Origin of the sequence: Marinobacter sp. HL-58, assembly GCF_001314605.1 — a bacterium.
Lineage (GTDB): Bacteria > Pseudomonadota > Gammaproteobacteria > Pseudomonadales > Oleiphilaceae > Marinobacter.
Genome location: NZ_LIHP01000004.1, coordinates 493,495 through 517,695 on the forward strand (window position 1 = coordinate 493,495; position 24,201 = coordinate 517,695).

The following is a 24,201-nucleotide window of genomic DNA, read 5'->3' on the forward strand; positions in this document are numbered from 1 at the left end:
TCAGGCGCTTACCTCTTCCCTGAGAATACTGAGTACCTGTTGGCGCTGATGTTCACCAAATTCGCAGATGGCCTGCTCGAGCCCGGGCGAGTCACCCCGGATGGCGGCATCGGCCAGTAGCCGGAAAAAACGGCCGGTTTCTTCCAGCTCGTCACGGAAGTTTTCCAGGGCAACAAAATAGGTACGACTGATGGCAGGCCGGAAGTTCTCAAGTGTCTCTTCCAGGAACGGATTCTCTACCAGCCCGTAGGCATAACGCATAACGCCGAAACCGGCGTCGATTACCTGCTCTGCTGCATCGCCGCCGGACGAATTGAGCGCATCGATTACCGCCTGTAGCTCACGGACCTGCCCCATGACCCCAGAAAGCTGCTCTCCGGACCAGCGCTCAAGTACCTTGCGCCCCAGCATGCACAGCAGGTCGATATAGATATCATAGAGGCTGTTGACCAGCTCTGGTGTCAGCCGCGAGACCACCGCACCCCGCCGCGGAAAGATCTCCACCAGGTGTCGACGCTGGAGGATCAGCAGCGCTTCCCGCACGGAACCCCGGCTGACATTGAGTTCTCCGGCCACCTTGAGTTCCTGGATTCGCTCGCCCGGCTCAAGATCGCCGGTAACAATGCGTTGCCCGATGTGCTGGGCTATCTGCTCGGAAAGACTTTCGGGGGCCTGAAACCTCATAGGGCACGTCGCTCACTCGCTACTGGCAGCAATGGATAAGCGCAGAAGTTTACCACAGGCACCGACAACCCCAATCCCCTTGTCCTACATTTTAACGATCCGTTCGCCCCGGCAATGCACTGCCGGTTTGTTGACACCCGGTTCAGTTCCTGCGGCAATCTCCCTGTCACTTACTTTAAGTAACGCCTTTATCTACATGTTTTTATTATTTATTCAACAAATGGCCGAATGTTTGCTTGGTAATGACCAAAATACCTTTAGCAGGCCATGCAGAGTGAAACATATCCCAACGATCAACAAGTCCGGTCCCCAACCCCAGAAGCTGGCAGCTCTGCGGCAGGCTCACCGGGAATGGAGTGACTCGCCGGACGTCCTCACCCGCATTACCCGCCGCCTCTCCACCTCCCTGAGCCTGGAAACCCAGTTGGCCATACTGGCGGAAGAAATAAACACGGTGGTGCCCTTTGATTGCATGAACTATCGCCATCAGATTGCCACCCGGGACTTCGTTTACGCCACTGGCATGGGCGGGCCTCATCGTTGCGATTACCGCCTCAACCTCGAAGGCAGTTTCTACGGGACGCTGTCGTTCAGCCGACGCCAGAAGTTCGCGGAACAGGAGCTTGAGGGAATTGAACTGATGCTGGCGGCCGCCATCTGCCCAATCCGCAATGCCTGCCAGTTCATCGCTATCGAGCAGGCCGCCCTGACGGACTCACTGACCGGCGTGCCAAACAAACGGGCACTGGACGGAGCGCTGGCCCGGGCCTGCAGCCTGGGGGACCGACACGGTGAAGGCTGTTCCCTGATCCTGTGTGATCTGGACCAGTTCAAGGCGGTTAATGATGAGCATGGCCACGTGGTGGGGGATCATATCCTGAAACTGGCCGCGGCCGAGCTGGAGAAGGCAGTGCGGAATTCGGACAGCGTTTACCGCTTCGGGGGTGAGGAGTTTGCCATACTGCTACCCCATACTGACGAAAATGACGCACGGTCGGTTGCCGACCGCATCCGCGAGTACATTCGCTCCATCGTCGTGAACTGTGGCGACACGGACGTATCGATCACCACCAGTTGTGGCGTGGCCCAGCGACTGCCCGACGAAACACCGGACCAATGGCTCGCCCGGGCGGACGAAGCCCTGTACCGGGCAAAAGACAGTGGCCGGAATTGCACCCGGGTTTTCGCCGCTATCCGAAACTGATCAGCGCTTTGGCGGTTTGCGCGCGGGCTTTCGGGCCGGTTTCTGGTCCGGGCGGCTACTATCAACCTGCCAACGGGGGTTACCGGATTTCCGGGGTGCTGATCCTGGCTGCTTGCGGCGCTGGCGGTCATGAACCTTCTGCTCGGACGGCGTTTTGGCCGGAATGTCCACCGGTTTAAGATCCACCGCCTTGCTGAGCAGGTCCACCGCTTTCTGATCCAGCTCTTCCCATTTGCCGACGGTCAGGCGGCTGGGCAGGAAAATCGGCCCGTATCGCACCCTCTTCAGGCGGCTGACCCGAACACCCTGGGACTCCCACAGCCGCCGGACCTCACGGTTGCGACCTTCCAGCAGCGTGACATGGAACCACTGGTTAATGCCCTTGCCACCGGCTTCGGTAATGTCGGAGAACTTCGCCATGCCGTCGTCCAGAAGCACACCCTCTGACAGCCGCTTGATCATCGCCTCGTCCACCTCGCCAAAGACCCTCACGGCGTATTCGCGATCAATCTGCCGCGACGGGTGCATCAGCCGGTTGGCCAGCTCGCCATCGGTGGTGAACAGTACAAGCCCGGTGGTATTGATATCCAGCCGGCCGATCGCGATCCAGCGATGGTCCTTGAGTCGCGGCAGGCTGTCGAAGACGGTCGGGCGCCCTTCCGGATCCTTGCGGGTGGTCACTTCCCCTTCCGGCTTGTTATAGATCAGCACACGGCGGAGCACTTCGGCGCCGGCCGTAATATCCAGTTTCTTGCCGTCAAGCTCGATACGATCGTTGACCGAGGCTTTCTGCCCCGGCTCCGCCGGTTGGCCGTTGATGACCAGGCGCCCGGCTTCTATCCAGCCTTCAACCTCCCGGCGGGACCCCACACCGGCCCTGGCCAGCAGCTTCTGGATGCGCTCCGGGCCAGCGGGTGTGTTTTCTTCCGGCTTTTTCGTTACAGGCTTGCGGGGGCGATCTGCCGCCATGAATCTGTCCTTAACAAGTGGCTGATACCAACGGCATCAGTGAAGTGTCTGCCCTGGTGAAGACTCCGGAGTTGTTTCCCCGTCGATTTCATCAGTATCTCTGGCCGGAGACTCGAATTCGATCTCGGCCTGCATGTTCTTTTCAATTTCCCGCCCGATCTCTTCCAGATCGCGGATTTCGGAAAGCGGGGGCAGCTGATCCAGCCCCTCCAGGTTGAAATAATCCAGGAACTGCCTGGTGGTTGCATACATGGCGGGACGACCGGGCACATCCCGATGCCCCACGACACGAACCCACTCCCGCTCGAGCAGGGTACGGACTATGTTACTGCTGACGGTTACGCCCCGGATATCCTCGATTTCACCCCGGGTAATGGGCTGGCGATAGGCAACCAGGGCCAGGGTTTCCAGCAGGGCGCGGGAATACCGCTGGGGTTTCTCTTCAAATAACCGCCCGACCCAGGGAGCGTACTCATCCCTGACCTGCAACCGGTAGCCACTGGCCACTTTCTTCAGTTCAAAGCCCCGCCCCTGGCAGGACTGCTCCAGCAACACCAGCACATGCTCCATGATCTGGCGCGCCGGGCGCTCATCCTCTTCAAACAGTTCCCGCAATTGCTCTACCGACAATGGCTTACCGGCTGCAAGCAGTGCCGCTTCGGTAATTGCCTGAATTTTTCTGAGGTTTTCTTCGTTCATGGTTCCACTACCAGGTATCGGTTTGCGAGAGGCCTGCGAATCAGCGGGATGCCCTGGCCCTGACATGAATCGGGCCCAGAACCTCCGCCTGCACCACTTCGATCAACTGTTCCTTGACCAGCTCCAGGGTCGCCAGAAAACTGACTACAACCCCCAAACGCCCTTCCTCGGGCGTGAACAGGCTTTCAAATGTCACGAACTGGTCGTCCCGCAGCACCGACAGTATGGCCGACATCCGCTCGCGGGTAGACAACCGCTCGCGCTCAACGTGGTGACTGGTAAACAGATCCGCCCGTTTCAGCACCCCCTGCAGCGCCAGCAGAATCTCCCGCAGGTCCACATCCGGATGGGGCTGACTGGATGGCATTGCCGGCAATGCCGCCGAGGCCGTGAAGTTGTCCCGCTCAAGCCGCGGCATCTGGTCAATGTCTTCAGCCGCCTGCTTGAAGCGCTCGTATTGCTGCAGCCGGCGGATCAATTCGGCCCGGGGATCGATTTCCTCTTCATCCTCGGTTTCCTGGCGGGGCAGCAGCATCCGGGACTTGATCTCCGCCAGAGTGGCGGCCATCACCAGGTATTCCGCCGCCAGTTCAAACCGCATGGCCTCCACGGCGCCTATGTAGTCCATGTACTGCTTCGTGATCTCGCTGACATCAATATCCAGAATGTCCATATTCTGGCGCCGGATCAGATACAGCAACAGATCCAGCGGCCCCTCGAAGGCCTCGAGGAACACTGCCAGGGCATCGGGTGGTATATAAAGGTCTCTGGGAAGGTCAACCACCGGCTTACCGGAGACCCTTGCCAGCGGCGCCTGCTCAGCAGCGGCGACAGGTGCCTCCGCACCCTCCCCGGCCGCTGTTTTGCCTGCGGTATCGTCTGTCATGGACTCTCCAGATTCATCGTCGCCGGTAATCAGCGGTAGCTCAGTCCCATGGCCGCCCGGACTTCCTCCAGGGTATCCCGTGCCGCGTCCCGGGCATGCTCACAGCCTTCTTCAATAATGGCGTGAACCAGGTCCGGATTGCTCTCATACTCCCTGGCACGCTCATGCAGCGGGCGCTGTTCCTCGATAATCGAGTCAATCAGTGGTTTCTTGCATTCCAGGCAGCCAATGCCCGCGCTGCGGCAGCCGGTCTGTACCCATTCCCGGGTGTCAGCGTCGGAGTACACCTTGTGCAGCCCCCACACCGGGCACTTTTCCGGTTCACCAGGATCGGTCCGGCGCACCCGTTGCGGGTCGGTCTGCATGGTACGGATCTTCTGGGCCACGCTGTCCGGCTCCTCACGCAGACCGATATAGTTGTTATAGGACTTGGACATCTTCTGACCATCCAGCCCCGGCAATTTTGATTCCGGGGTGAGCAACGGCTGGGGCTCCGGCAGGATCACCTTGCCGCCGCCCTCGATATAACCGTAAAGCCGCTCCCGATCTCCCAGGGAGATGTTCTGCTGCTCCTTGAGAAGTGCCCTTGCGGTTTCCAGGGCTTCCATGTCGCCCTCTTCCTGGTAGCGCTTTTTCAGGGTTCGGTAGAGCTTCGCGTTCTTCTTGCCCATCTTGACGATGGCGCCCTCCGCCTGCTCTTCAAACCCCGGTTCGCGGCCATACAGGTGGTTGAAACGCCGGGCGATTTCCCGGGTGATCTCCACGTGGGATACCTGGTCGGCCCCCACGGGCACCCGCCCGGCCCGATACATGAGGATATCGGCACTCTGGAGTAACGGATAACCCAGGAAACCATAGGTGGCCAGGTCCTTCTCCCGCAGTTTCTCCTGCTGGTCCTTGTAGGTGGGAATGCGCTCCAGCCAACCCAGCGGGGTAATCATCGAGAGCAGCAGGTGCAGTTCCGCATGCTCGGGTACCTTGGACTGGATAAACAGGGTGGAGGAACCGGGATTGACCCCGGCGGCCAGCCAGTCAATAACCATGTCCCAGACGCTGTCCTGGATACCGGCAGGATCATCATAATTCGTGGTCAACGCGTGCCAGTCGGCGACAAAGAAGAAGCACTCGAATTCATGCTGGAGTTTTACCCAGTTCTTCAGAACACCGTGATAGTGGCCAAGGTGCAACTTGCCGGTGGGACGCATGCCGGACAAAATCCGTTGCTGGGAATCGACAGAACTCAAAGCATGAACTCCTTTTATCTATGGGGAACAGCCATCTTAGTCGAGGCTGACCGGGCATTATAGACTTATGTGCACCCGGCGTTAAGGAACCTTTGAAAAACCTGCCAAAGGCGCCTGAAAACAAAAAGCCCCCGGAAGTCCGCAAGGCAGACCCGGGGGCTTTCTTCTACCGGTGGTTGCTTACCAGCCAGTCACTTCCTTCAGCGCCTTGCCGATCTCGGCCAGGCTGCGCACGGTTTTGACACCGGCGTCATTCAGGGCTGCGAACTTCTCGTCGGCCGTACCCTTACCACCGGAAATGATCGCACCGGCGTGGCCCATGCGCTTGCCCGGAGGCGCAGTTACGCCGGCGATGTAGGAAACAACCGGCTTGGTGACGTTCTCTTTGATGAACGCTGCCGCTTCTTCCTCGGCGGTACCGCCGATCTCGCCGATCATTACGATGGCTTCGGTCTGCGGGTCGTCCTGCAGCATTTGCAGGATATCGATGAAGTTGGAGCCCGGGATGGGGTCACCACCAATGCCCACGCAAGTGGACTGGCCGTAGCCGAAGTCCGTGGTCTGCTTGACCGCTTCGTAGGTCAGGGTACCTGAGCGGGACACGATGCCCACCTTGCCCGGCTTGTGGATATGGCCCGGCATGATACCGATCTTGCTTTCGCCCGGCGTGATCACACCCGGACAGTTGGGCCCGATCATACGAACGCCCTTGCGATCCACGTACTCTTTCGCATAGAGCATGTCGATGGTCGGAATGCCTTCAGTGATACATACGATCAGCTGGATACCAGCGTCTGCAGCTTCAATGATGGCATCTTTACAGAACGGAGCCGGTACATAGATAACGGTGGCTTCCGCACCGGTTTGTTCCACGGCTTCGCGCACGGTGTTGAATACCGGCAGGCCAAGATGCTCGGTGCCGCCCTTGCCGGGGCTTACACCGCCAACCATTTTGGTGCCGTACTCAATGGCCTGCTCAGAGTGAAAAGTACCCTGTGCGCCGGTAAAGCCCTGGCAGATAACCTTGGTGTCTTTGTTGATCAGGATGCTCATTATTTACCCCCCGCGGCTTTAACGACTTGCTCTGCCGCATTCGACAGACTGGTGGCAGCGATGATGTTCAGGCCACTGTCGGCGAGTACTTTTGTGCCCTTCTCGGCGTTGTTGCCTTCCAGGCGCACAACCACAGGAACCTTGACGCCAACATCTTTTACAGCACCGATAATACCCTCGGCGATCATGTCACAACGGACAATGCCACCGAAGATGTTAACCAGCACGGCCTTCACGTTGTCGTCAGACAGGATGATCTTGAACGCTTCGGAAACACGCTCCTTGGTCGCGCCGCCGCCAACGTCCAGGAAGTTGGCAGGCTGACCACCGGACAACTTGATGATGTCCATGGTACCCATGGCCAGACCGGCGCCGTTAACCATGCAGCCGATGTTGCCTTCCAGGGCCACATAGTTGAGTTCCCACTTGGCCGCTTCCGCTTCCCGGGAATCTTCCTGGGAGGGATCGTGCATTTCGTGGATTTTCTTCTGGCGGTACAGCGCATTGCCGTCAACGCCAATCTTGGCGTCCAGGCAGTGCAGGTCACCGGCCGGAGTGATAACCAGCGGGTTGATTTCAACCAGAGCCAGGTCGCACTCTTCGAAAAGTTTCGCCAGGCCAAGGAAAATCTTGGTGAACTGACCGATCTGCTTGCCTTCCAGGCCCAGCTTGAACGCCAGCTCCCGGCCCTGGTACGGCTGTGCGCCTACCAGCGGATCGATCTCGGCCTTGAGGATCTTTTCCGGGGTTTCTTCAGCCACCTTCTCGATCTCGACACCACCTTCGGTGGACGCCATGAATACGATACGACGGGTACCACGGTCGACAACCGCACCCAGGTACAGTTCCTGGTCGATATCGGTAAGGGACTCAACAAGAATCTTGCTGACCGGCTGGCCGTTCTCGTCGGTCTGGTAGGTTACCAGGTTCTTGCCGAGCCAGTTTTCAGCGAAGGCACGGATTTCGTCCTTGCTCTTGACCAGCTTTACACCACCGGCCTTACCGCGGCCACCAGCGTGTACCTGGGCCTTAACAACCCACGCGTCGCCGCCGATTTCGTCAGCAGCGGCCACTGCTTCCTTGGGGGTATCGCAGGCAATGCCTTTGGATACTGGCAGGCCATATTCAGCGAACAGCTGCTTGCCCTGATATTCATGCAAATTCATAGTTAATGTCCCGCTTTCTGATGGAGGATAACCACATACGGAAATTGAACCCGCGCGGAGCGAATTCGGTTCGATGCGCCGGGGATCACCTCAGCGCACCACAAACGCAACCGGAAACCAGCCGTTTTTATAGCAGCGGGGCGCCATCGTTGGCGCCCCTGTTTCCTGATCTGCGTTACTTCTTTTTGCGACGGTTGGCAATGTGAATTGCACCACCGTCTACAGCCAGTGCTGCTTCGTGCACGGACTCCGACAGAGTCGGATGCGCGAAACAGGTCAGGGCCAGATCTTCTGCACTGGAGCCAAACTCCATCGCAATCACGCCCTGGGCAACAATCTCGGAAGCCTGCGGCCCCACTACGTGGAAGCCAAGGATACGATCGGTCTTTTCGTCAGCAATGATCTTGACCATGCCGGTTGCCGAATTGGCGGCCATGGCGCGACCATTCGCCGCGAACGGGAACGTACCCACCTTGTAGGCTTCGCCTTCAGCCTTGAGCTGCTCTTCGGTTTTACCGACCCAGGCGATCTCCGGGAAGGTATAAACCACGTTCGGAATGCAGTCGTAGTTGACCTGGGGCTTGTGTCCGGCGATGCGCTCGGCAACCATCACGCCTTCTTCGGAAGCCTTGTGTGCCAGCATCGGGCCACGAACCACGTCACCGATGGCCCAGACACCCGGGGCCTCGGTCTTGCAGTTGTCATCGACAAAGATGAAACCACGCTCGTCCATTTGCACGCCGGAATCTTCAGACAACAGATTGTCGGTATACGGACGACGACCAACAGCCACGATCAGCTTGTCGACCTTGAGTTCCTGTTTGCCCTTGGAGTCCTCGTAGCTGACGTTCACCAGCTTGCGCTTGACCTCGGCGCCGGTAACACGGCCGCCAAGAACAATGTTCAGGCCCTGCTTCTGGAACTGTTTCAGGGCATCTTTTGCCACTTGCTGGTCAACAGCCGGCAGGAACGAGTCCTGGGCTTCCAGAATGGTTACTTCGGCACCCAGACGGGCCCAGACACTACCCAGCTCGAGGCCGATGATGCCAGCGCCGATCACACCCAGGCGCTTGGGAACCTCGGTAAACTCAAGGGCCCCCTCGGAATCCGTTATATAGCCTTCCGTCATTGGCGCAGGCGGGATCTCGATCGGCCTGGAACCGGTGGCGAGGATCACATTCTCCGCCTCGTAGGTCTTTTTCTTGCCGTCCTTGTCCGTCACTTCAACGTTACGGTTGGCCAGCAACTTGCCGTGACCATAAATGGGGGTTACGCCGTTGGACTTGAACAGACCTGCGATGCCGCCGGTAAGCTGGTTCACAATGCCTTCCTTGCGCTCCATCATCTTGCCAATGTCCATCTTGACATCGTTGGCGATGATGCCCTGGTCAGCAAAACCGTGGCTGGCCTCCTCGTATTTGTGGGAGATCTCCAGCAACGCCTTCGATGGGATACAACCCACGTTCAGGCAGGTGCCGCCAAGCCGGTTCTTGCCTTCCTTATCTGTCCAGGACTCGATACAGGCTGTTTTAAGGCCCAGTTGCGCTGCCTTGATGGCGGCCACATAGCCGCCCGGGCCGGCGCCGATGACGATTACGTCGTACTTGTCAGACATGTTTTATCCCGTTATCCAATTCGTTAAGTGTCAGTTCAGACATCCAGCAGAATACGCGCCGGGTCCTCAAGCATTTCCTTGATAGCCACCAGGAACTGCACCGCTTCCTTTCCGTCAATCATGCGGTGATCGTAAGACAGCGCCAGATACATCATGGGCTGGATCTCGACCTTGCCATTGACCGCCATCGGGCGCTCCTGGATTTTGTGCATGCCCAGGATGGCTGTCTGCGGCGGATTCAGAATCGGTGTGGAAATCAGCGACCCGAAGATGCCGCCATTGGTAATGGTAAAGGTGCCGCCGGTCATCTCCTCGATACCCAGCTTGCCCTCTTTCGCCTTGGTTCCATACTCGACGATCTTCTTTTCGATGTCGGCAAGGCCGAGTGCATCGGTGTCACGCACGACAGGAACAACCAGGCCACGGTCACTTGAAACGGCAATACCGATATCCTGGTAACCATGGTAGACCATGTCATTGCCGTCGATGGACGCGTTCACCGCGGGGAACCGCTTCAAAGCTTCGGTCGCAGCCTTGGTGAAGAACGACATGAAGCCCAGTTTGACCCCATGACGCTTCTCGAAGCTTTCCTTGTACTGCTTGCGCAGCTCCATAACCGGGCCCATGTTCACTTCGTTGAACGTGGTGAGCATGGCAGCGGTTTGCTGGGCATTGACCAGACGTTTGGCAATGCTGGCACGCAGGCGGGTCATGGGCACCCGCTTCTCCGGACGCTCGCCGGAGCTCACATCCACCTGGGGCATATCGCCGGCAGGCTTGGCAGCAGCAGTTGAAGCAGAGCCTGAAGACTTGCCCGCATCTATATGATTCTGGACATCTTCCTTGGTAACACGCCCATCCTTCCCGGTACCTTTGACGGCATCCGGATTGATGTTGTTCTCTTCAGCCAGTTTGCGGGCGGCCGGGCTGAGAATGGCTTCGCCGGAAGATGGTGCCGAGGCCTCCGCGGGCTTCTCAGCCGCTTCTTCCTTCTTGCTTTCCTCTCCAGCCTTGGCAGCCGGCTTTGATTCGCCAGCGGCACCTTCCTTGAATTTGCCGACTACCTCACCGCTCTCAACGGTGTCGCCTTCGCCCTTGAGTATTTCCTCAATCACGCCATCAGCCGGAGCTACCACTTCGAGCACGACCTTGTCGGTTTCAATGTCGACAATCAGCTCGTCACGTGAACAGGCTTCACCGGGCTGCTTGTGCCAGGTCGCGACTGTTCCCTCTGCGACCGACTCTGGGAATACGGGGGCTTTTATATCAGTTGACATCTCGGGTCCTTAGTTCGGTAGCTCGTCAGATTTCAAACGCGTCGTTAACCAGTTTTTTCTGCTCTTCAATGTGGACGGACATATGCCCACAGGCCGGAGCAGCGGAAGCGTCACGACCGGCATACTGAAGATACAGTTTGGGGTTGTGGCGATGCAGTGCATTTCTCATGTGATGCTGACTGCAGTACCAGGCACCCTGGTTCATGGGCTCTTCCTGACACCAGAACACGTGCTTGAGCTTGCTGTACTGGCTCAGAAGCTCATCCAGGTCATCACCCGGGAACGGATACAGTTGCTCGATACGAACGATGGCAACATCGTCCCGCTCATCTGCCTTCTTGCGCTCAAGCAGGTCGAAGTAAACCTTGCCACTGCACAGAATCAGGCGATTGACTTTCTTCGGATCGGACGGCTCTTTCTCGGGCAGCACTGTCTTGAAGGTGCCGGAGGTGAGATCGTCCAGATCGGAGGTTGCCTCTTTATGCCGCAACAGGCTCTTGGGCGTGATGGCCACCAGCGGCTTGCGCAGCGGGCGCTTGACCTGACGGCGCAGCATATGGAACACCTGCGACGGGGTGGTGGGCACACACACCTGGATGTTGTGCTCGGCCGACAGCTGCAGGAAGCGCTCGAGGCGCGCTGAACTGTGCTCAGGCCCCTGGCCTTCATAGCCGTGTGGCAGCAGCAGGGTCAGGCCACACAGGCGGCCCCACTTGTGCTCACCACTGGTCAGGAACTGGTCAATCACCACCTGGGCGCCGTTGGCAAAATCACCAAATTGCGCTTCCCAGACAACCAATCCGTTGGGAGCTGTGGTCGCGTAGCCGTACTCGAAGGCCATGACAGCCTCTTCCGACAGCAGCGAATCATAGATTTCAAACTTTGGCTGGTCCTCGGACAGATGCTCGAGAGCAATATGGGTCGAGCCATCCTTCTGATTGTGCAGAACCGCATGACGGTGAGAGAAAGTGCCCCGCCCGACGTCCTGGCCGGTAATGCGGATCGGGTGCCCTTCATGAAGAAGCGTGGCGTACGCCATGATCTCACCGTAGCCCCAGTTGATGGGCAGGGCACCGGCCGTCATCTTCTCACGGTCACTGATAATCTTGGACACCTGGCGCTGCACACTGAAACCTTCCGGTATATGGGTCAGCTTCTTGCCAAGCTTCTGGATCGTTTTCAATGCAACACTGGATTTACACTTGGCCGTCCACTCGTGGCCCAGGTAGGGAGTCCAGTCAACGTAGAGCTCCTTGTTGGGCTCCTTGACCAGGGATTTGACCACATGGTCACCCTTGTCCAGCTCGTCGCGGTAGTCCAGCTCGATCTGCTTCGCTTCTTCCTCGCTGATAACCCCGTCGGCCACCAGTTTCTCGGCGTAGAGGTTGCGGGTGGTTGTCAGCTTGCGGATCTTGTCATACATCACCGGCTGGGTAGCGGCCGGCTCATCGGCTTCGTTGTGGCCACGGCGGCGGTAGCACACCAGGTCAATTACCACGTCGTTCTTGAATTCGTGGCGATAATCCATGGCCATCTGGGTCACAAACATGACCGCTTCAGGATCGTCCGCGTTCACGTGCAGGATGGGGGCCTGGATCATCTTGGCCACGTCCGTGCAGTACTCCGTTGAACGGGCGTCTTCCTGCTTGCTGGTGGTAAAGCCGACCTGGTTGTTGATAACGATATGGATGGTACCGCCAACACCGTAGCCCCGGGTCTGGGACATCTGGAAGGTTTCCATGACCACGCCCTGCCCCGCAAACGCGGCATCACCGTGCATGATAATGGGAACGCACTGGGTGCCATTGGGGTCTTCCCGGCGGGTCTGGCGGGCACGAACCGAGCCTTCAACCACCGGGGATACAATCTCAAGGTGCGACGGGTTGAACGCCAGTGCCAAGTGAATCTCACCACCTTCTGTCATCACGTTGGATGAGAAGCCCTGGTGGTATTTCACGTCACCGGAGCCGGAATCCGCGAGCTTCTTGCCCTCGAATTCATCAAACAGTTCTTTCGGATTCTTGCCGAGCGTATTGACCAGAACGTTCAGGCGTCCGCGGTGAGCCATGCCCAGCACGATTTCCTTGGCGCCATAGCTTCCGGCCCGCTGAATCAGTTCGTCCAGACACGGAATCAGGCTTTCACCACCTTCAAGGCCGAAACGCTTTACGCCGGGATACCGTGAACCCAGGTACTTTTCCAGTCCTTCTGCTGCCGTCAGGCGCTCGAGAAGATGCTTGCGGGTAGCGGCTTCATAATTGGGGCGCGAGCGAACCGGCTCCATGCGCTGCTGGAACCACCGCTTGATGCGGGTATCAACAACATGCATGTATTCGGCGCCGATGCTTTCGCAATAGGTCTGGCGCAGCCCATCCACGATGTCCCGCAACTTCATGGTCTCGGAACCGAAGTTCAGGGAGCCGGTCTGGAACTCAAGGTCGTAATCTGCTTCCGAAAGCTCATGGAATGAAGGATCGAGATCTTCCACCTGCGGGCGATTCCAGACCCCGAGAGGGTCAAGTTTCGCTTCCTGGTGACCCCGGAAACGAAAGGCATTGATCAGCTGGAGCACCCGAATCTGCTTCTTGTCCGCATCCGCGGTTGCGCTGGCAGGCACGCCACTGGAGGCAAGAAAACGCTGATTCCGGGAAATATGCTCGAACTGCTGGCGTATAGATGAATGATCTATATCGCGGCCTTTGTAGCCATCCACACTGGGAAGTTTGTCGAAATAGCTGCGCCATTCTTCCGGCACTGCATTGGGGTCTGTCAGGTAGGTTTCGAAAAGCTGTTCAACATAGGCAAGATTCCCCCCCTGTAGGTGGGAAGTCTGCCATAACTGCTCCATTATGCTTTCGTGCATTTTGAATAGCTCACCTTGGGCTGGTGCGGGGAGCTGGCTATGGTCGGCCAGGGGTATATCTGAGTCAATACGGGTTTTTACGGGATCGACTGTGGCCACCACACCCAACAAGGATGTTTTCCGTTCCCCGGTGGTTATTATACTCAGCAAAGCCGTGAAGGAACCTTATAAGTTCCTGTCACGGCCCGCGTAGTTTGCACCCTGTTAAGACTTTTGACTATAAGCCTTTGGTTGAAGAGCCCGCGTCGTTGCGGGCTCTTCCGGGTACGAGCTCTGCCAGCACAGTATAGACCCTGTGCCGGATTCTGCTTAAGTTGCCCGCTGAAGCAGAAGATTGCGGATATGGCCGATCGCCCTTGTGGGGTTGAGGCCTTTGGGACAGACACTGACACAGTTCATGATACCGCGACAGCGGAATACGCTGAACGGGTCGTCAAGGTTGGCAAGACGCTCTTCCTGGGCGGTATCGCGGCTATCCGCCAGGAAGCGGTACGCCTGCAACAGCCCAGCCGGGCCAATAAACTTGTCCGGGTTCCACCAGAAAGACGGACAGGCCGTGGAACAGCAGGCACAGAGAATACACTCGTACAGGCCGTCCAGTTTCTCCCGGTCTTCCGGAGACTGGTAGCGCTCAATCGCGGGTGCCGGCGTATCGTTCACCAGGTAGGGCATGACCTTTTCGTACTGCTTGTAGAAAAGACTCATATCCACGACCAGATCCCGGATAACCGGCAGGCCCGGCAGCGGGCGCAGAACCAGCTTGTTGTTCTTGAGAACCTCAGACAGCGGAGTAATACAGGCAAGACCGTTCTTGCCGTTCATGTTCATGCCATCTGAACCACACACACCTTCCCGGCAGGAACGGCGGTAGGCCATTGAAGGATCCTGCTCCTTGATCAGGTTCAGCACATCCAGAACCATCAGGTCCTTGCCGGCCGGAATTTCCAGCTCCACGTCCTGCATGTAGGGCGCATTATCTGTTTCCGGGTTATAGCGGTACAGGCTTACTAACATTGCTCAATCCCCCCCTAGTAAGTCCGGATCTTCGGCTGGAATGTTTCAACCGTTTTCGGAGCGAAGTTCACGTCACGCTTGCCAACACGCTTGTCCAGCGGGAAGTAAAGCGAATGCTTCAGCCAGTTTTCGTCATCACGCTCGGTGAAGTCATTACGGGCGTGGGCACCACGGCTCTCTTTACGTTCGAAGGCTGAAACAGCTGTTGCCAGGGCAACTTCGTATAGATTGTCCAGCTCGAGAGCTTCGATACGCGCGGTGTTGAAGGCGCCACTGGTATCGGCCAACTTGGTGTTGCGAACACGCTCACCAATTGCTTCCAGCTTCTTGAGGCCTTCTTCCATGCTGTTGCCGTCACGGAATACACCAAAATACAGCTGCATGCAGTTCTGCAGGTCCTTACGAACCTCGGCGACACTCTCGCCTTCAGAAGCACTGTTCAGGCGGTCAAGACGAGCCATTGCGTTCTTGATGTCCTGCTCGCTGGCACCATCAACCTCGAAGCCGCCACGGAGCTGCTCTTCAATATGCAGGCCAGCCGCGCGACCGAACACCACCAGATCCAGCAGCGAGTTGCCACCAAGACGATTGGCGCCGTGTACAGATACACAGGCAGCCTCGCCACAGGCGAACAGCCCGGGAATCGGCTTGTCGTTGCCATTCTCGTCCTGGGTCAGGGCCTGGCCGCCGACGTTCGTGGGAATACCGCCCATCATGTAATGGCAGGTCGGTACAACCGGCACCGGTTCTTTTACCGGGTCCACGTGTGCGAAGGTACGTGACAGCTCACAGATACCCGGCAGACGCAGGTTCAGGGTCTCTTCACCCAGGTGGTCCAGCTTCAGCAATACGTGATCCTTGTCCGGGCCACAACCACGGCCTTCCAGGATCTCGATGACCATGGAGCGGGCTACAACATCCCGGCCTGCCAGGTCTTTCGCGTTCGGAGCGTAACGCTCCATGAAGCGCTCACCCTCGGAGTTGATCAGGTAACCGCCCTCACCCCGGCAACCTTCGGTCACCAGTGTGCCCGCACCGTGAATACCGGTGGGGTGGAACTGCCACATTTCCATGTCCTGCATCGGGAAGCCAGCGCGCAGCGCCATGCCGATACCATCGCCGGTGTTGATCAGGGCATTGGTGGTGGAAGCATAAATACGGCCGGCACCGCCGGTGGCCAGAACCGTTGCCTTGGACTTTATATAGACCACTTCACCGGTCTCGATCTCGATGGCAACCACACCAACCACTTCGTTCTTGCTGTTCTTGACCAGATCTACCGCGTACCACTCGTTAAGGAACGTGGTACCGCCCTTGAGATTTGCCTGGTAGAGCGTGTGCAACAACGCATGACCGGTGCGGTCGGCAGCGGCACAGGTACGAGCCGCCTGGGCGGGATTATCCGGCCCCTTGGACTGGCCACCGAACGGGCGCTGATAGATACGGCCCTGCTCGGTCCGTGAGAACGGCAGTCCCATGTGCTCAAGCTCGAAGACAGCCTGGGGACCTACGGAACACATATACTCGATAGCGTCCTGGTCACCGATATAGTCGGAGCCCTTGACGGTATCGTACATGTGCCAGCGCCAGTCATCGTTGGGATCGGCACTGGCGATCGCGCAGGTGATGCCGCCCTGGGCAGACACTGTGTGGGAACGCGTCGGAAAAACCTTGGTGATACACGCGGTATTGACGCCGGACTCGGTCAACTGAAGGGCGGCACGCATACCGGCACCGCCACCACCGATAACAATCGCGTCGTAAGACATGGTCTTGATATTAGCCATTAATTAAAGCCCCCAAAGAATCTGAATGCCCCAGACTACATACACGAACATTGTCAAACCACACAGTGCCTGGACCAGGAACCGGGGCAGCGTCGCCTTGATGTAATCCGTTGTAACTGTCCAGAGCCCCACCCAGGCGTGCGCGCCGATAGAGAGCAAGGCAAGCAGGGTGAAGATACGGAACCAGGTCTGATCAAACAGGGAAGACCAGGTTTCGTAATTGACGTCGGATGTCAGGATGAAACCAAACAGAAAAATTGTATACAGAGCAAGTACGTAGGCGGTGACGCGCTGGATCAGCCAGTCGAATACGCCGCTGCGTCCGAGATTCGTTACGCTGTTTACCATACCCAGACTCCTGCAAGAAGGATGAGAATAACGGAAACCACAATTGTGGCTTTCGCCGCGAGCCGGCCACTTTCCAGCTCTTCACCGATGCCCATATCCATCAGCAGGTGCTTGATACCCGCAACCAGGTGGTACAACAAGGCAGACAGAATGCCCCAGGTAATCAGCTTCGCAAGGAAGCCGTCCAGCAACCCACTAACACGGCTGTAGCCCTCTTCCCCTGAAAGGGAAAGCTGAAGTCCGTAAAGCATGAAAGCAACACCGACAAAAATGATGATGCCACTGACGCGATGCAGTATGGACGTGATGGCTGGCAGCGGAAAATGGAACTTGCCGAGATCGAGATTTACTGGTCGTTTGCTATTCACAGCGCTCTCACACTCTCTCTTGGTTCCGCGGGCCGGAAAAAACCGGATGCGGATGGTTGGTATGTAAGGATCATCGTGCTGAACGAATCCGGCACACGATTGGCTAAGGAGGGAGAAAAACCGGCATGCGCTCTTGTGATATCTGACGCTGCGGCCTGGTATATCCCCGATTCCGGGATACGGATTATAAGGAGTACCCCTGTCAATTACAAACGGGCAACCTTGCGAAAGCCTGTAAAATCAGGGCCCGTCACTCGCTATTTAGATAATTGACAAATTCAATTCTGGCTGCCGGATGGGCGTATTCCGGATTTCCCTGATTGACAGCGAATGTCAAATATCCGGTTTTATTGCCTCCTCCATTGACAAAAAAAGCCAACGCCCTATATTTTGCCGCCAGTTTTGCGATAATACGCGCCTTCTAGCGCATCCAAATGCTGATAAATAGGAGAGCACCATGACCGACAGGAAAGCCACACTTTCGGTGGGTGACAAGTCCATCGAGCTACCGGTTTACTCAGGCACCGTCGGCCCTGACGTCATTGACGTGAGAAGCCTGGTCCAGGAAGGCGTCTTCACTTACGACCCCGGATTTGTATCAACTGCGGCCTGTGAATCACAGATCACCTACATTGACGGCGCCAACGGTGTTCTCCTGCACCGGGGCTACCCGATTGAAGAACTGGCGGAAAACTCGGACTACCTTGAAGTCTGCTACCTGCTGCTCAACGGCGAGCTGCCCACCGCAGAAGAGAACCGGAATTTCCATGAAACCATCAAAAGCCACACCATGCTGCACGACCAGATGCGCAACTTCTACCAGGGTTTCCGCCGGGACGCGCATCCGATGGCCATCATGTGTGGCGTGGTAGGCGCCCTGTCTGCCTTCTACCATGACCAGATGGACGTTACCAACCTGCACCAGCGGGAAATCACGGCCCACCGCCTGATCGCAAAGATGCCCACTATTGCCGCCTGGTCCTACAAGTACAGCATTGGCCAGCCGTTCATGTACCCCCGTAACGACCTGTCCTACTCCGAAAACTTCCTGCAGATGATGTTTGGCGTTCCCTGCGAGGAATACAAGCCAAATCCGATCCTGGCCAAGGCCATGGACAAGATCTTCATCCTGCACGCGGACCATGAACAGAACGCCTCGACTTCCACAGTACGCCTGGCAGGCTCTACCGGTGCCAACCCCTATGCATGCATTGCCTCGGGCATTGCAGCACTCTGGGGACCGGCTCACGGCGGTGCCAACGAAGCCGTTCTGGACATGCTTGCTGAAATCGGCGATGAGAGCAATATCGAGAAGTTCATTGCCAAGGCCAAGGACAAAGACGATCCGTTCCGCCTCATGGGCTTCGGCCATCGGGTTTACAAGAACTTCGATCCCCGGGCCAAAGTAATGGCGGAAACTGCCCACGAAGTATTGACGGAACTGGGTCTGGAAAACGACCCGCTGCTGAAAATCGCCCAGCGCCTGGAAAAGATTGCCCTGGAAGACGACTACTTCGTCCAGCGCAAGCTGTACCCCAATGTGGACTTCTACTCCGGCCTGATCCTCAAGGCAATTGGCATTCCCACGTCCATGTTTACAGTGATCTTCGCCCTGTCACGGACCATCGGCTGGTTCTCTCACTGGAACGAAATGGTCAGCGGCGACTACCGCATTGGCCGCCCGCGCCAACTGTATACCGGCGAAAAAGCCCGGAAATACCCGAAGTAATCCCTCGGGCAGGGATTACCGAAATCAAGGCCGCTGCATAGCGGCCTTTTTTGTGTCCGCGCATTCTGTAATGATTGACGCTGTTTTCCCCAACAATAATCGGATTCCGGAGACAGACTTTATGAGTGTAACCGCAGCATTCATCGGACTCGGCATCATGGGTTACCCCATGGCCGGTCACCTGGCAACAGCAGGAATCGACACACGGGTGTGGAACCGTAGCGCCGAGAAATCCGCCTCCTGGGCCGGGAAATACCCGGGCAAGGCCTGCGACTCCATTGCCAGCACGGTGATGGAGGCCGACTTCGTGTTCACCTGTGTTGGTGCTGATCGCGATCTGGCAGAGGTATACGAGGGACCCGATGGCATCATTGCCAACGCCAAGCCCGGAGCGGTGCTTGTGGACCATACGACCGCCTCCGCCGGTATCGCCGAACAACTGGCGCAGCTGGCCAGGGCCCGCAACCTCGGGTTTCTTGACGCGCCGGTGTCCGGCGGCCAGCAGGGTGCTGAAAACGGTCAGCTTACCATTATGTGTGGTGGTGAAGACGAGCCATTCTCCCAGGCAAAACCGCTCATGGAACACTACGCCAAGGCCCTGAATCTCATGGGTCCGGTAGGCAGTGGCCAGAGAACCAAAATGGTCAACCAGATCGCCATTGCCGGCCTGGTCCAGGGCTTGTCCGAGGCTCTCCACTTCGCCGAGCAGGCAGACCTGGACGTGCGAAAAGTCGTGGACGTCATCTCCAAGGGCGCTGCCCAGTCATGGCAGATGGAGAACCGCTCGGGCACCATGATTGATGGAGAATTCGAGCACGGATTCGCCGTCGACTGGATGCGAAAGGACCTGGCCATCTGTCTTGAGGAAGCCCGCAAGAACGGTTCAAAAATCCCCGTTGCGGCCCTGGTGGACCAGTTCTATGGCGATGTGCAGGATATGGGCGGGCGCCGCTGGGATACGTCGTCGCTGATCCAGCGCCTGCGGAAGAAGTGATATTTTGCCAGTGAAGAACACGTAAAAAGATAAAGACGATATCTGCCACGAAATCCACTAAAGAACACGAACAAAGATTTACGACGAAGTTACAACGCGGCTTTCTCGTATTTTTAGTGTTCTTTAGTGGATTTCGTGGCTAAAAATCACTTTCTCTTTTTTCGTTTTTCGGCGTCCTTCCGTGGCAAAAACTATTTCTTTTTATCCTGGGGAACCCAGCGGCCATTTTCATACCAGGCCGACCAGCCTGTCGCCTTGCCGTCCTTCTCCGACATGACGTACTGCTCTTTGCTCTTGCGGCTGTAACGGATGACCGTGGGATTACCCTCGGGATCCTTCTCGGGCGCATCCATCAGGTAATCGTATTTCGGGTCGATTTCCTTGCGATGGGGTTTGATTTCCATCACCAGTGGCGGCCTGGTTTCCCGGTTCTTGGGGAATTTGCTCGCAGCCAGGAACAGGCCCGAAGCGCCATCGCGCAGTACGTAGGTATCATCCACCTTCTGGCACTGAAGTTCCGGCATGGGCACCGGGTCCATCTTGGGCGGTGCCGGCTCGCCGCTTTTCAGCAGCTTTCGGGTATTCTTGCATTCCGTGTTGGTGCAACCGAAGTACTTGCCAAAACGGCCGGTCTTGAGCTGCATTTCGAAGCCACACTTATCGCACTCAAGGGTCGGACCTTCATATCCCTTGATCCGGAAGCTGCCTTTCTCCACCTCATAGCCGGAACAGTCGGGATTGTTACCGCATACATGGAGCTTACGGGTTTCGTCCACCAGGTAGCTGTCCATGGCAGTGCCACACTTCGGACAGCGACGCTTTTTGCGCAGCAGACGGGTCTCGCCCTCGCCTTCCACATCCTCGTCCGCACTGACGACTTCATCCCCGGAAACCAGGTTGATGGTCGTCTTGCAGCGTTCCTTGGGTGGCAATGAGTAGCCGGAACAGCCCAGAAATACGCCGGTGCTGGCTACACGTATCTGCATCGGCCGGCCGCAGCTCGGACAGGGAATGTCCGTCTCGGTGGGCATATTTGCCCTCATTCCGCCTTCTTCACCACTCTCTGCGGTTTCCAGTTGCTGACGGAAGCGGCCATAGAAATCATTCAGTACCTTTTTCCAGTCAACCTCACCATCGGCAATCTCATCCAGCTCGTCTTCCATCCGGGCGGTGAAATCAAAGTCCATCAGGTTCGGGAAGGATTCGGACAGGCGCTCGGTGACGATCTCGCCCATCTTCTCCGCGTAGAAACGGCGGTTCTGAAGACGAACATAGCCCCGGTCCTGGATAGTGGAGATGATCGAGGCATAGGTTGACGGCCGGCCAATCCCCTGTTTCTCCAGCTCCTTGACCAGGCTGGCTTCCGTGTACCGCGGCGACGGTTTGGTGAAGTGCTGGGTGGGGTCCAGCTTCTTGAGCTCCAGGGTTTCATCAACCTGGATATCCGGAAGCGCGATATCTTCATCTTTCTTGCCGGACTGCGGCGCAACCTTGAGGAAACCCTCGAACTTGATGATCCGCCCGCGGGTACGAAGCTCGTAATCGCCGTTGGCGACGACAATAGAGGTACTCAGGAACTCGGCATCCGCCATCTGGCAGGCAATAAACTGGCGCCAGATCAGGTCATACAGCTTCTCAGCGTCCTTCTCCAGGCCACTGATGTCGGCCGGCCTGCGAGCCACGTCAGTCGGGCGAATGGCTTCGTGGGCTTCCTGGGCGCCCTCCTTGCTGCCGAAGACACGGGGGTTCTCCGGCAGGTACTTGTCACCGAACTGCTTTTTGACAAATTCCCGACAGCTGGCAACGGCGTCCTGGCTCAGATTGGTGGAGTCGGTACGCATGTAGGTAATAAAACCCGCCTCGTAGAGGCGCTGGGCCAGCATCATGGTTTTCTTGACACTGAACCCCATCCGGTTGCTGGCAGCCTGCTGCAGGGTAGAGGTAATAAAAGGTGCAGACGGCCGGGACCTGGTCGGCTTGTCTTCCCGCTTGGCAACCCTGAAGCTACCGGCTTTCAGGCGCTCGACATGTTCAGTGCTCTGTTTCTCATTGACCGGACGGTAGGTCTTGTCGCCATAGCGGGTAACTTCAAAGCGAACCGGCTGCTCGGCCTGCCGGGACAGAAGATCCGCATGCAGCTGCCAATACTCTTCCGGAATGAATTTCCGGATTTCCCGTTCCCGCTCGACGATCAGCCTGACCGCCACCGACTGGACCCGCCCGGCGGACAGGCCTCGGGCAATCTTGGCCCACAGCAACGGCGACACCATGTAACCCACAACCCGGTCCAGGAAACGGCGGGCCTGCTGGGCATTCACCCGGTTATTGTCGAGGCTACCGGGGTCCTTGAAGGCTTCCTGAATGGCGCGCTTGGTAATCTCGTTGAACACCACGCGACGATACTTCTCCGGCTCCCCGCCAATGGTTTCCTTCAGATGCCAGGCAATGGCCTCCCCTTCACGGTCCAGATCCGTTGCCAGATAGATGTGATCGGCAGACTTCGCCAAACGCTTGAGTTCGCTGACCACTTTTTCCTTGCCGGGAAGGATCTCGTAGCGGGCGCTCCAGTCGTGATCCGGATCCACACCCATCCGGGCAACCAGTTGCTCCCTGGATTTCCGTTTCTTGTGAGCCGCCTTTTCTTCCGGGCTCATCTTGCGGGTCAGTGCGGCCTGTCTGGCGCGCTCTTTCGGATCCGAGGTTGAGCCGCTGCCACTAACGGGCAGGTCGCGAATATGCCCGACGCTCGACTTCACTATGAAGTCCGAGCCCAGGTATTTGTTGATGGTCTTCGCTTTCGCTGGCGACTCGACAATAACGAGACTTTTACCCATATCGGAGATCTGTATCCTTGGCGATAATCGGTTAAAAAATCAGCAAACCGTAAACTCGCTGTAAAATCAGTCGGCTAGAAAACACTCATAGCCGCCACATTGGTATAGGTGCATTGTTTTACAGGGTCAAGAAAAGCAAGACAACCCATTCTTATGTTTGTGACCGGCTTTTTTTCAGGCTCAGAGACAGGAAAGCCCGGCAATTGCCGGGCCCTCCTGAGAACCTGCTACCGATTCGCATTAACGAATCAGAGCCGCTCCCACACAGTTGCAATGCCCTGGCCCAGGCCGATACACATGGTGGAAACACCAAGCTTACCGCCTTTGGCCTGCATTACGTTCAGCAGGGTTGTGGAGATTCGTGCACCGGAGCAGCCCAGCGGATGACCCAGGGCAATCGCGCCACCGTTCAGGTTCACTTTCTCTTCCATCACACCCAGCAGCTTCAGATCTTTCAGCACCGGCAATGACTGACCAGCGAAGGCTTCGTTCAGTTCCCAGAAGTCGATATCCTCGACTTTCAGGCCTGCACGCTTGAGCGCTTTCTTGGTAGCCGGAACCGGACCGTAGCCCATGATCGCGGGATCACAGCCGGCCACTGCCATGCTGCGGATCTTCGCCATTGGCTTCAGGCCCAGTGCTTCAGCCCGCTCGGCAGACATCAGCACCATCGCAGCAGCACCGTCAGTCAACTGGGAAGACGTACCGGCAGTAACGGTACCGTTCTTCGGGTCGAAAGCCGGCTTCAGCTGTCCCAGGGATTCAACTGTTGTCTCCGGACGGATGGTCTCGTCCTCTTCGATCAGCTTGACGAAGCCGTTCTCGTCATGACCCTGGATGGGCACGATTTCATTCTTGAAGCGGCCTTCCAGAGTTGCTTCGTGGGCCAGGCGGTGTGACCGGGCGCCGAACTCGTCCTGCTGCTCACGGGTAATACCGTGCATCTTGGCCAGCATTTCCGCGGTCAGGCCCATCATGTTGGAGGCCTTGGCGGAATACTTGGACGCTGCCGGGTTGTGGTCGAAGCCCTCTGTCATGGGCACGTGACCCATGTGCTCGACACCACCGATGACAAACACGTCACCGTTGCCGGTCTGGATGGCCTGGGCGGCGGTGTGGATCGCACTCATGGCGGAACCACACAGACGGTTGACCGTCTGCGCCGCGGACTCATGGGGAATGCGGGTCAGCAGTGAAATCTGACGCGCCACGTTGAAGCCCTGTTCCTTGGTCTGGTTTACACAGCCCCAGATCACGTCTTCAACTTCTTTCGGGTCGAGCTTCGGGTTGCGCTCAAACAGTGCTTCGATCAGCGCAGCCGACAGGTTCTCCGCACGTACATTGCGGAAGCAGCCATTCTTGGCACGCCCCATCGGAGTCCGCACGCAATCGACGACGACAACGTCTCTCGGATTAAGGCTCATAGTTCTTTCTCCGTTCGGAAATCTCGTTCAGGGTTAGCCAAAG

At 57.4% G+C, this 24,201-nt stretch carries 19 protein-coding genes; 3 read left to right on the top strand and 16 right to left on the bottom strand.

What is annotated here, in order from left to right; all coding sequences use genetic code 11:
- Positions 1 to 684 carry a GntR family transcriptional regulator gene (locus HLUCCO03_RS05985; protein ID WP_027831874.1) on the bottom strand — a complete coding sequence of 228 codons (684 nt, stop codon included), beginning with the start codon at positions 682 to 684 and terminating at the stop codon, positions 1 to 3.
- A 274-nt stretch (positions 685 to 958) separates the two neighbouring features.
- On the opposite strand from HLUCCO03_RS05985, the gene HLUCCO03_RS05990 reads away from it, so the two are divergent.
- Positions 959 to 1,888 carry a GGDEF domain-containing protein gene (locus HLUCCO03_RS05990; protein WP_027831873.1) on the top strand — a complete coding sequence of 310 codons (930 nt, stop codon included), beginning with the start codon at positions 959 to 961 and terminating at the stop codon, positions 1,886 to 1,888.
- Here the strand turns inward: HLUCCO03_RS05990 and rluB are convergent, their stop codons facing one another.
- From rluB to sdhC, 13 genes are all read right to left on the bottom strand, one after another.
- Positions 1,889 to 2,857, bottom strand: coding sequence for a 23S rRNA pseudouridine(2605) synthase RluB (rluB, locus tag HLUCCO03_RS05995; protein ID WP_027831872.1), 969 nt, complete (start codon positions 2,855 to 2,857; stop codon positions 1,889 to 1,891). It lies immediately after the preceding gene.
- 36 nt (positions 2,858 to 2,893) lie between these two features.
- Positions 2,894 to 3,556 carry an SMC-Scp complex subunit ScpB gene (gene scpB, locus HLUCCO03_RS06000; protein ID WP_027831871.1) on the bottom strand — a complete coding sequence of 221 codons (663 nt, stop codon included), beginning with the start codon at positions 3,554 to 3,556 and terminating at the stop codon, positions 2,894 to 2,896.
- A 40-nt stretch (positions 3,557 to 3,596) separates the two neighbouring features.
- Positions 3,597 to 4,442 (bottom strand): ScpA family protein, encoded by an 846-nt coding sequence (locus HLUCCO03_RS06005; RefSeq protein WP_027831870.1) that lies wholly within the window; start codon positions 4,440 to 4,442, stop codon positions 3,597 to 3,599.
- A 29-nt stretch (positions 4,443 to 4,471) separates the two neighbouring features.
- Complete coding sequence (locus tag HLUCCO03_RS06010) at positions 4,472 to 5,686, bottom strand: tryptophan--tRNA ligase (RefSeq protein WP_197025668.1); 1,215 nt, start codon at positions 5,684 to 5,686, stop codon at positions 4,472 to 4,474.
- A gap of 180 nt (positions 5,687 to 5,866) precedes the next feature.
- Positions 5,867 to 6,739, bottom strand: a complete 873-nt coding sequence (gene sucD, locus HLUCCO03_RS06015; RefSeq protein WP_027831868.1) for a succinate--CoA ligase subunit alpha — start codon at positions 6,737 to 6,739, stop codon at positions 5,867 to 5,869.
- Positions 6,739 to 7,905 carry an ADP-forming succinate--CoA ligase subunit beta gene (gene sucC / locus HLUCCO03_RS06020; protein ID WP_027831867.1) on the bottom strand — a complete coding sequence of 389 codons (1,167 nt, stop codon included), beginning with the start codon at positions 7,903 to 7,905 and terminating at the stop codon, positions 6,739 to 6,741. Before sucC ends, sucD begins: the two co-directional genes overlap by 1 nt.
- A 175-nt stretch (positions 7,906 to 8,080) precedes the next feature.
- Entirely contained in the window at positions 8,081 to 9,520 is a 1,440-nt protein-coding gene (gene lpdA, locus HLUCCO03_RS06025; RefSeq protein ID WP_027831866.1) for a dihydrolipoyl dehydrogenase, read from the bottom strand.
- Positions 9,521 to 9,555: 35 nt separating this feature from the next.
- The gene (gene odhB / locus HLUCCO03_RS06030) at positions 9,556 to 10,797 is read right to left on the bottom strand and encodes a 2-oxoglutarate dehydrogenase complex dihydrolipoyllysine-residue succinyltransferase (protein WP_027831865.1); all 1,242 of its coding nucleotides are present in this window, start codon (positions 10,795 to 10,797) and stop codon (positions 9,556 to 9,558) included.
- Between the two features lie 25 nt (positions 10,798 to 10,822).
- On the bottom strand, positions 10,823 to 13,660 hold the full coding sequence (locus HLUCCO03_RS06035; protein WP_027831864.1) for a 2-oxoglutarate dehydrogenase E1 component: 2,838 nt from the start codon (positions 13,658 to 13,660) through the stop codon (positions 10,823 to 10,825).
- A 309-nt stretch (positions 13,661 to 13,969) separates the two neighbouring features.
- Entirely contained in the window at positions 13,970 to 14,674 is a 705-nt protein-coding gene (locus HLUCCO03_RS06040; protein WP_027831863.1) for a succinate dehydrogenase iron-sulfur subunit, read from the bottom strand.
- A gap of 14 nt (positions 14,675 to 14,688) precedes the next feature.
- The gene (gene sdhA / locus HLUCCO03_RS06045; RefSeq protein ID WP_027831862.1) at positions 14,689 to 16,461 is read right to left on the bottom strand and encodes a succinate dehydrogenase flavoprotein subunit; all 1,773 of its coding nucleotides are present in this window, start codon (positions 16,459 to 16,461) and stop codon (positions 14,689 to 14,691) included.
- A gap of 3 nt (positions 16,462 to 16,464) precedes the next feature.
- A complete protein-coding gene (gene sdhD, locus HLUCCO03_RS06050) occupies positions 16,465 to 16,809 on the bottom strand; it encodes a succinate dehydrogenase, hydrophobic membrane anchor protein (protein ID WP_027831861.1) in 345 nt (114 codons plus the stop codon).
- Positions 16,803 to 17,177 carry a succinate dehydrogenase, cytochrome b556 subunit gene (gene sdhC / locus HLUCCO03_RS06055; protein ID WP_027831860.1) on the bottom strand — a complete coding sequence of 125 codons (375 nt, stop codon included), beginning with the start codon at positions 17,175 to 17,177 and terminating at the stop codon, positions 16,803 to 16,805. The genes sdhD and sdhC overlap by 7 nt, the downstream gene beginning before the upstream one ends.
- 457 nt (positions 17,178 to 17,634) lie before the next feature.
- Here sdhC and gltA point away from each other — a divergent pair, with 457 nt between their 5' ends.
- Positions 17,635 to 18,906 carry a citrate synthase gene (gene gltA, locus HLUCCO03_RS06060; RefSeq protein ID WP_027831859.1) on the top strand — a complete coding sequence of 424 codons (1,272 nt, stop codon included), beginning with the start codon at positions 17,635 to 17,637 and terminating at the stop codon, positions 18,904 to 18,906.
- A gap of 121 nt (positions 18,907 to 19,027) precedes the next feature.
- Entirely contained in the window at positions 19,028 to 19,900 is an 873-nt protein-coding gene (locus tag HLUCCO03_RS06065; protein ID WP_027831858.1) for an NAD(P)-dependent oxidoreductase, read from the top strand.
- 191 nt (positions 19,901 to 20,091) lie between these two features.
- Here the strand turns inward: HLUCCO03_RS06065 and topA are convergent, their stop codons facing one another.
- Positions 20,092 to 22,734 (bottom strand): type I DNA topoisomerase, encoded by a 2,643-nt coding sequence (gene topA / locus HLUCCO03_RS06070; protein ID WP_027831857.1) that lies wholly within the window; start codon positions 22,732 to 22,734, stop codon positions 20,092 to 20,094.
- A gap of 248 nt (positions 22,735 to 22,982) precedes the next feature.
- Positions 22,983 to 24,158 carry an acetyl-CoA C-acyltransferase FadA gene (gene fadA / locus HLUCCO03_RS06075; RefSeq protein WP_027831856.1) on the bottom strand — a complete coding sequence of 392 codons (1,176 nt, stop codon included), beginning with the start codon at positions 24,156 to 24,158 and terminating at the stop codon, positions 22,983 to 22,985.
- Between the last annotated feature and the right edge of the window lie 43 nt (positions 24,159 to 24,201).

Coding starts and splice junctions, on each gene's coding strand:
- HLUCCO03_RS05985 (WP_027831874.1), bottom strand. CDS start 684: ATGAGGTTTCAGGCCCCCGAAAGTCTTTCCGAGCAGATAGCCCAGCAC.
- rluB (WP_027831872.1), bottom strand. CDS start 2,857: ATGGCGGCAGATCGCCCCCGCAAGCCTGTAACGAAAAAGCCGGAAGAA.
- scpB (WP_027831871.1), bottom strand. CDS start 3,556: ATGAACGAAGAAAACCTCAGAAAAATTCAGGCAATTACCGAAGCGGCA.
- HLUCCO03_RS06005 (WP_027831870.1), bottom strand. CDS start 4,442: ATGACAGACGATACCGCAGGCAAAACAGCGGCCGGGGAGGGTGCGGAG.
- sucD (WP_027831868.1), bottom strand. CDS start 6,739: ATGAGCATCCTGATCAACAAAGACACCAAGGTTATCTGCCAGGGCTTT.
- sucC (WP_027831867.1), bottom strand. CDS start 7,905: ATGAATTTGCATGAATATCAGGGCAAGCAGCTGTTCGCTGAATATGGC.
- lpdA (WP_027831866.1), bottom strand. CDS start 9,520: ATGTCTGACAAGTACGACGTAATCGTCATCGGCGCCGGCCCGGGCGGC.
- odhB (WP_027831865.1), bottom strand. CDS start 10,797: ATGTCAACTGATATAAAAGCCCCCGTATTCCCAGAGTCGGTCGCAGAG.
- HLUCCO03_RS06035 (WP_027831864.1), bottom strand. CDS start 13,660: ATGCACGAAAGCATAATGGAGCAGTTATGGCAGACTTCCCACCTACAG.
- HLUCCO03_RS06040 (WP_027831863.1), bottom strand. CDS start 14,674: ATGTTAGTAAGCCTGTACCGCTATAACCCGGAAACAGATAATGCGCCC.
- sdhA (WP_027831862.1), bottom strand. CDS start 16,461: ATGGCTAATATCAAGACCATGTCTTACGACGCGATTGTTATCGGTGGT.
- sdhD (WP_027831861.1), bottom strand. CDS start 16,809: ATGGTAAACAGCGTAACGAATCTCGGACGCAGCGGCGTATTCGACTGG.
- gltA (WP_027831859.1), top strand. CDS start 17,635: ATGACCGACAGGAAAGCCACACTTTCGGTGGGTGACAAGTCCATCGAG.
- HLUCCO03_RS06065 (WP_027831858.1), top strand. CDS start 19,028: ATGAGTGTAACCGCAGCATTCATCGGACTCGGCATCATGGGTTACCCC.
- topA (WP_027831857.1), bottom strand. CDS start 22,734: ATGGGTAAAAGTCTCGTTATTGTCGAGTCGCCAGCGAAAGCGAAGACC.
- fadA (WP_027831856.1), bottom strand. CDS start 24,158: ATGAGCCTTAATCCGAGAGACGTTGTCGTCGTCGATTGCGTGCGGACT.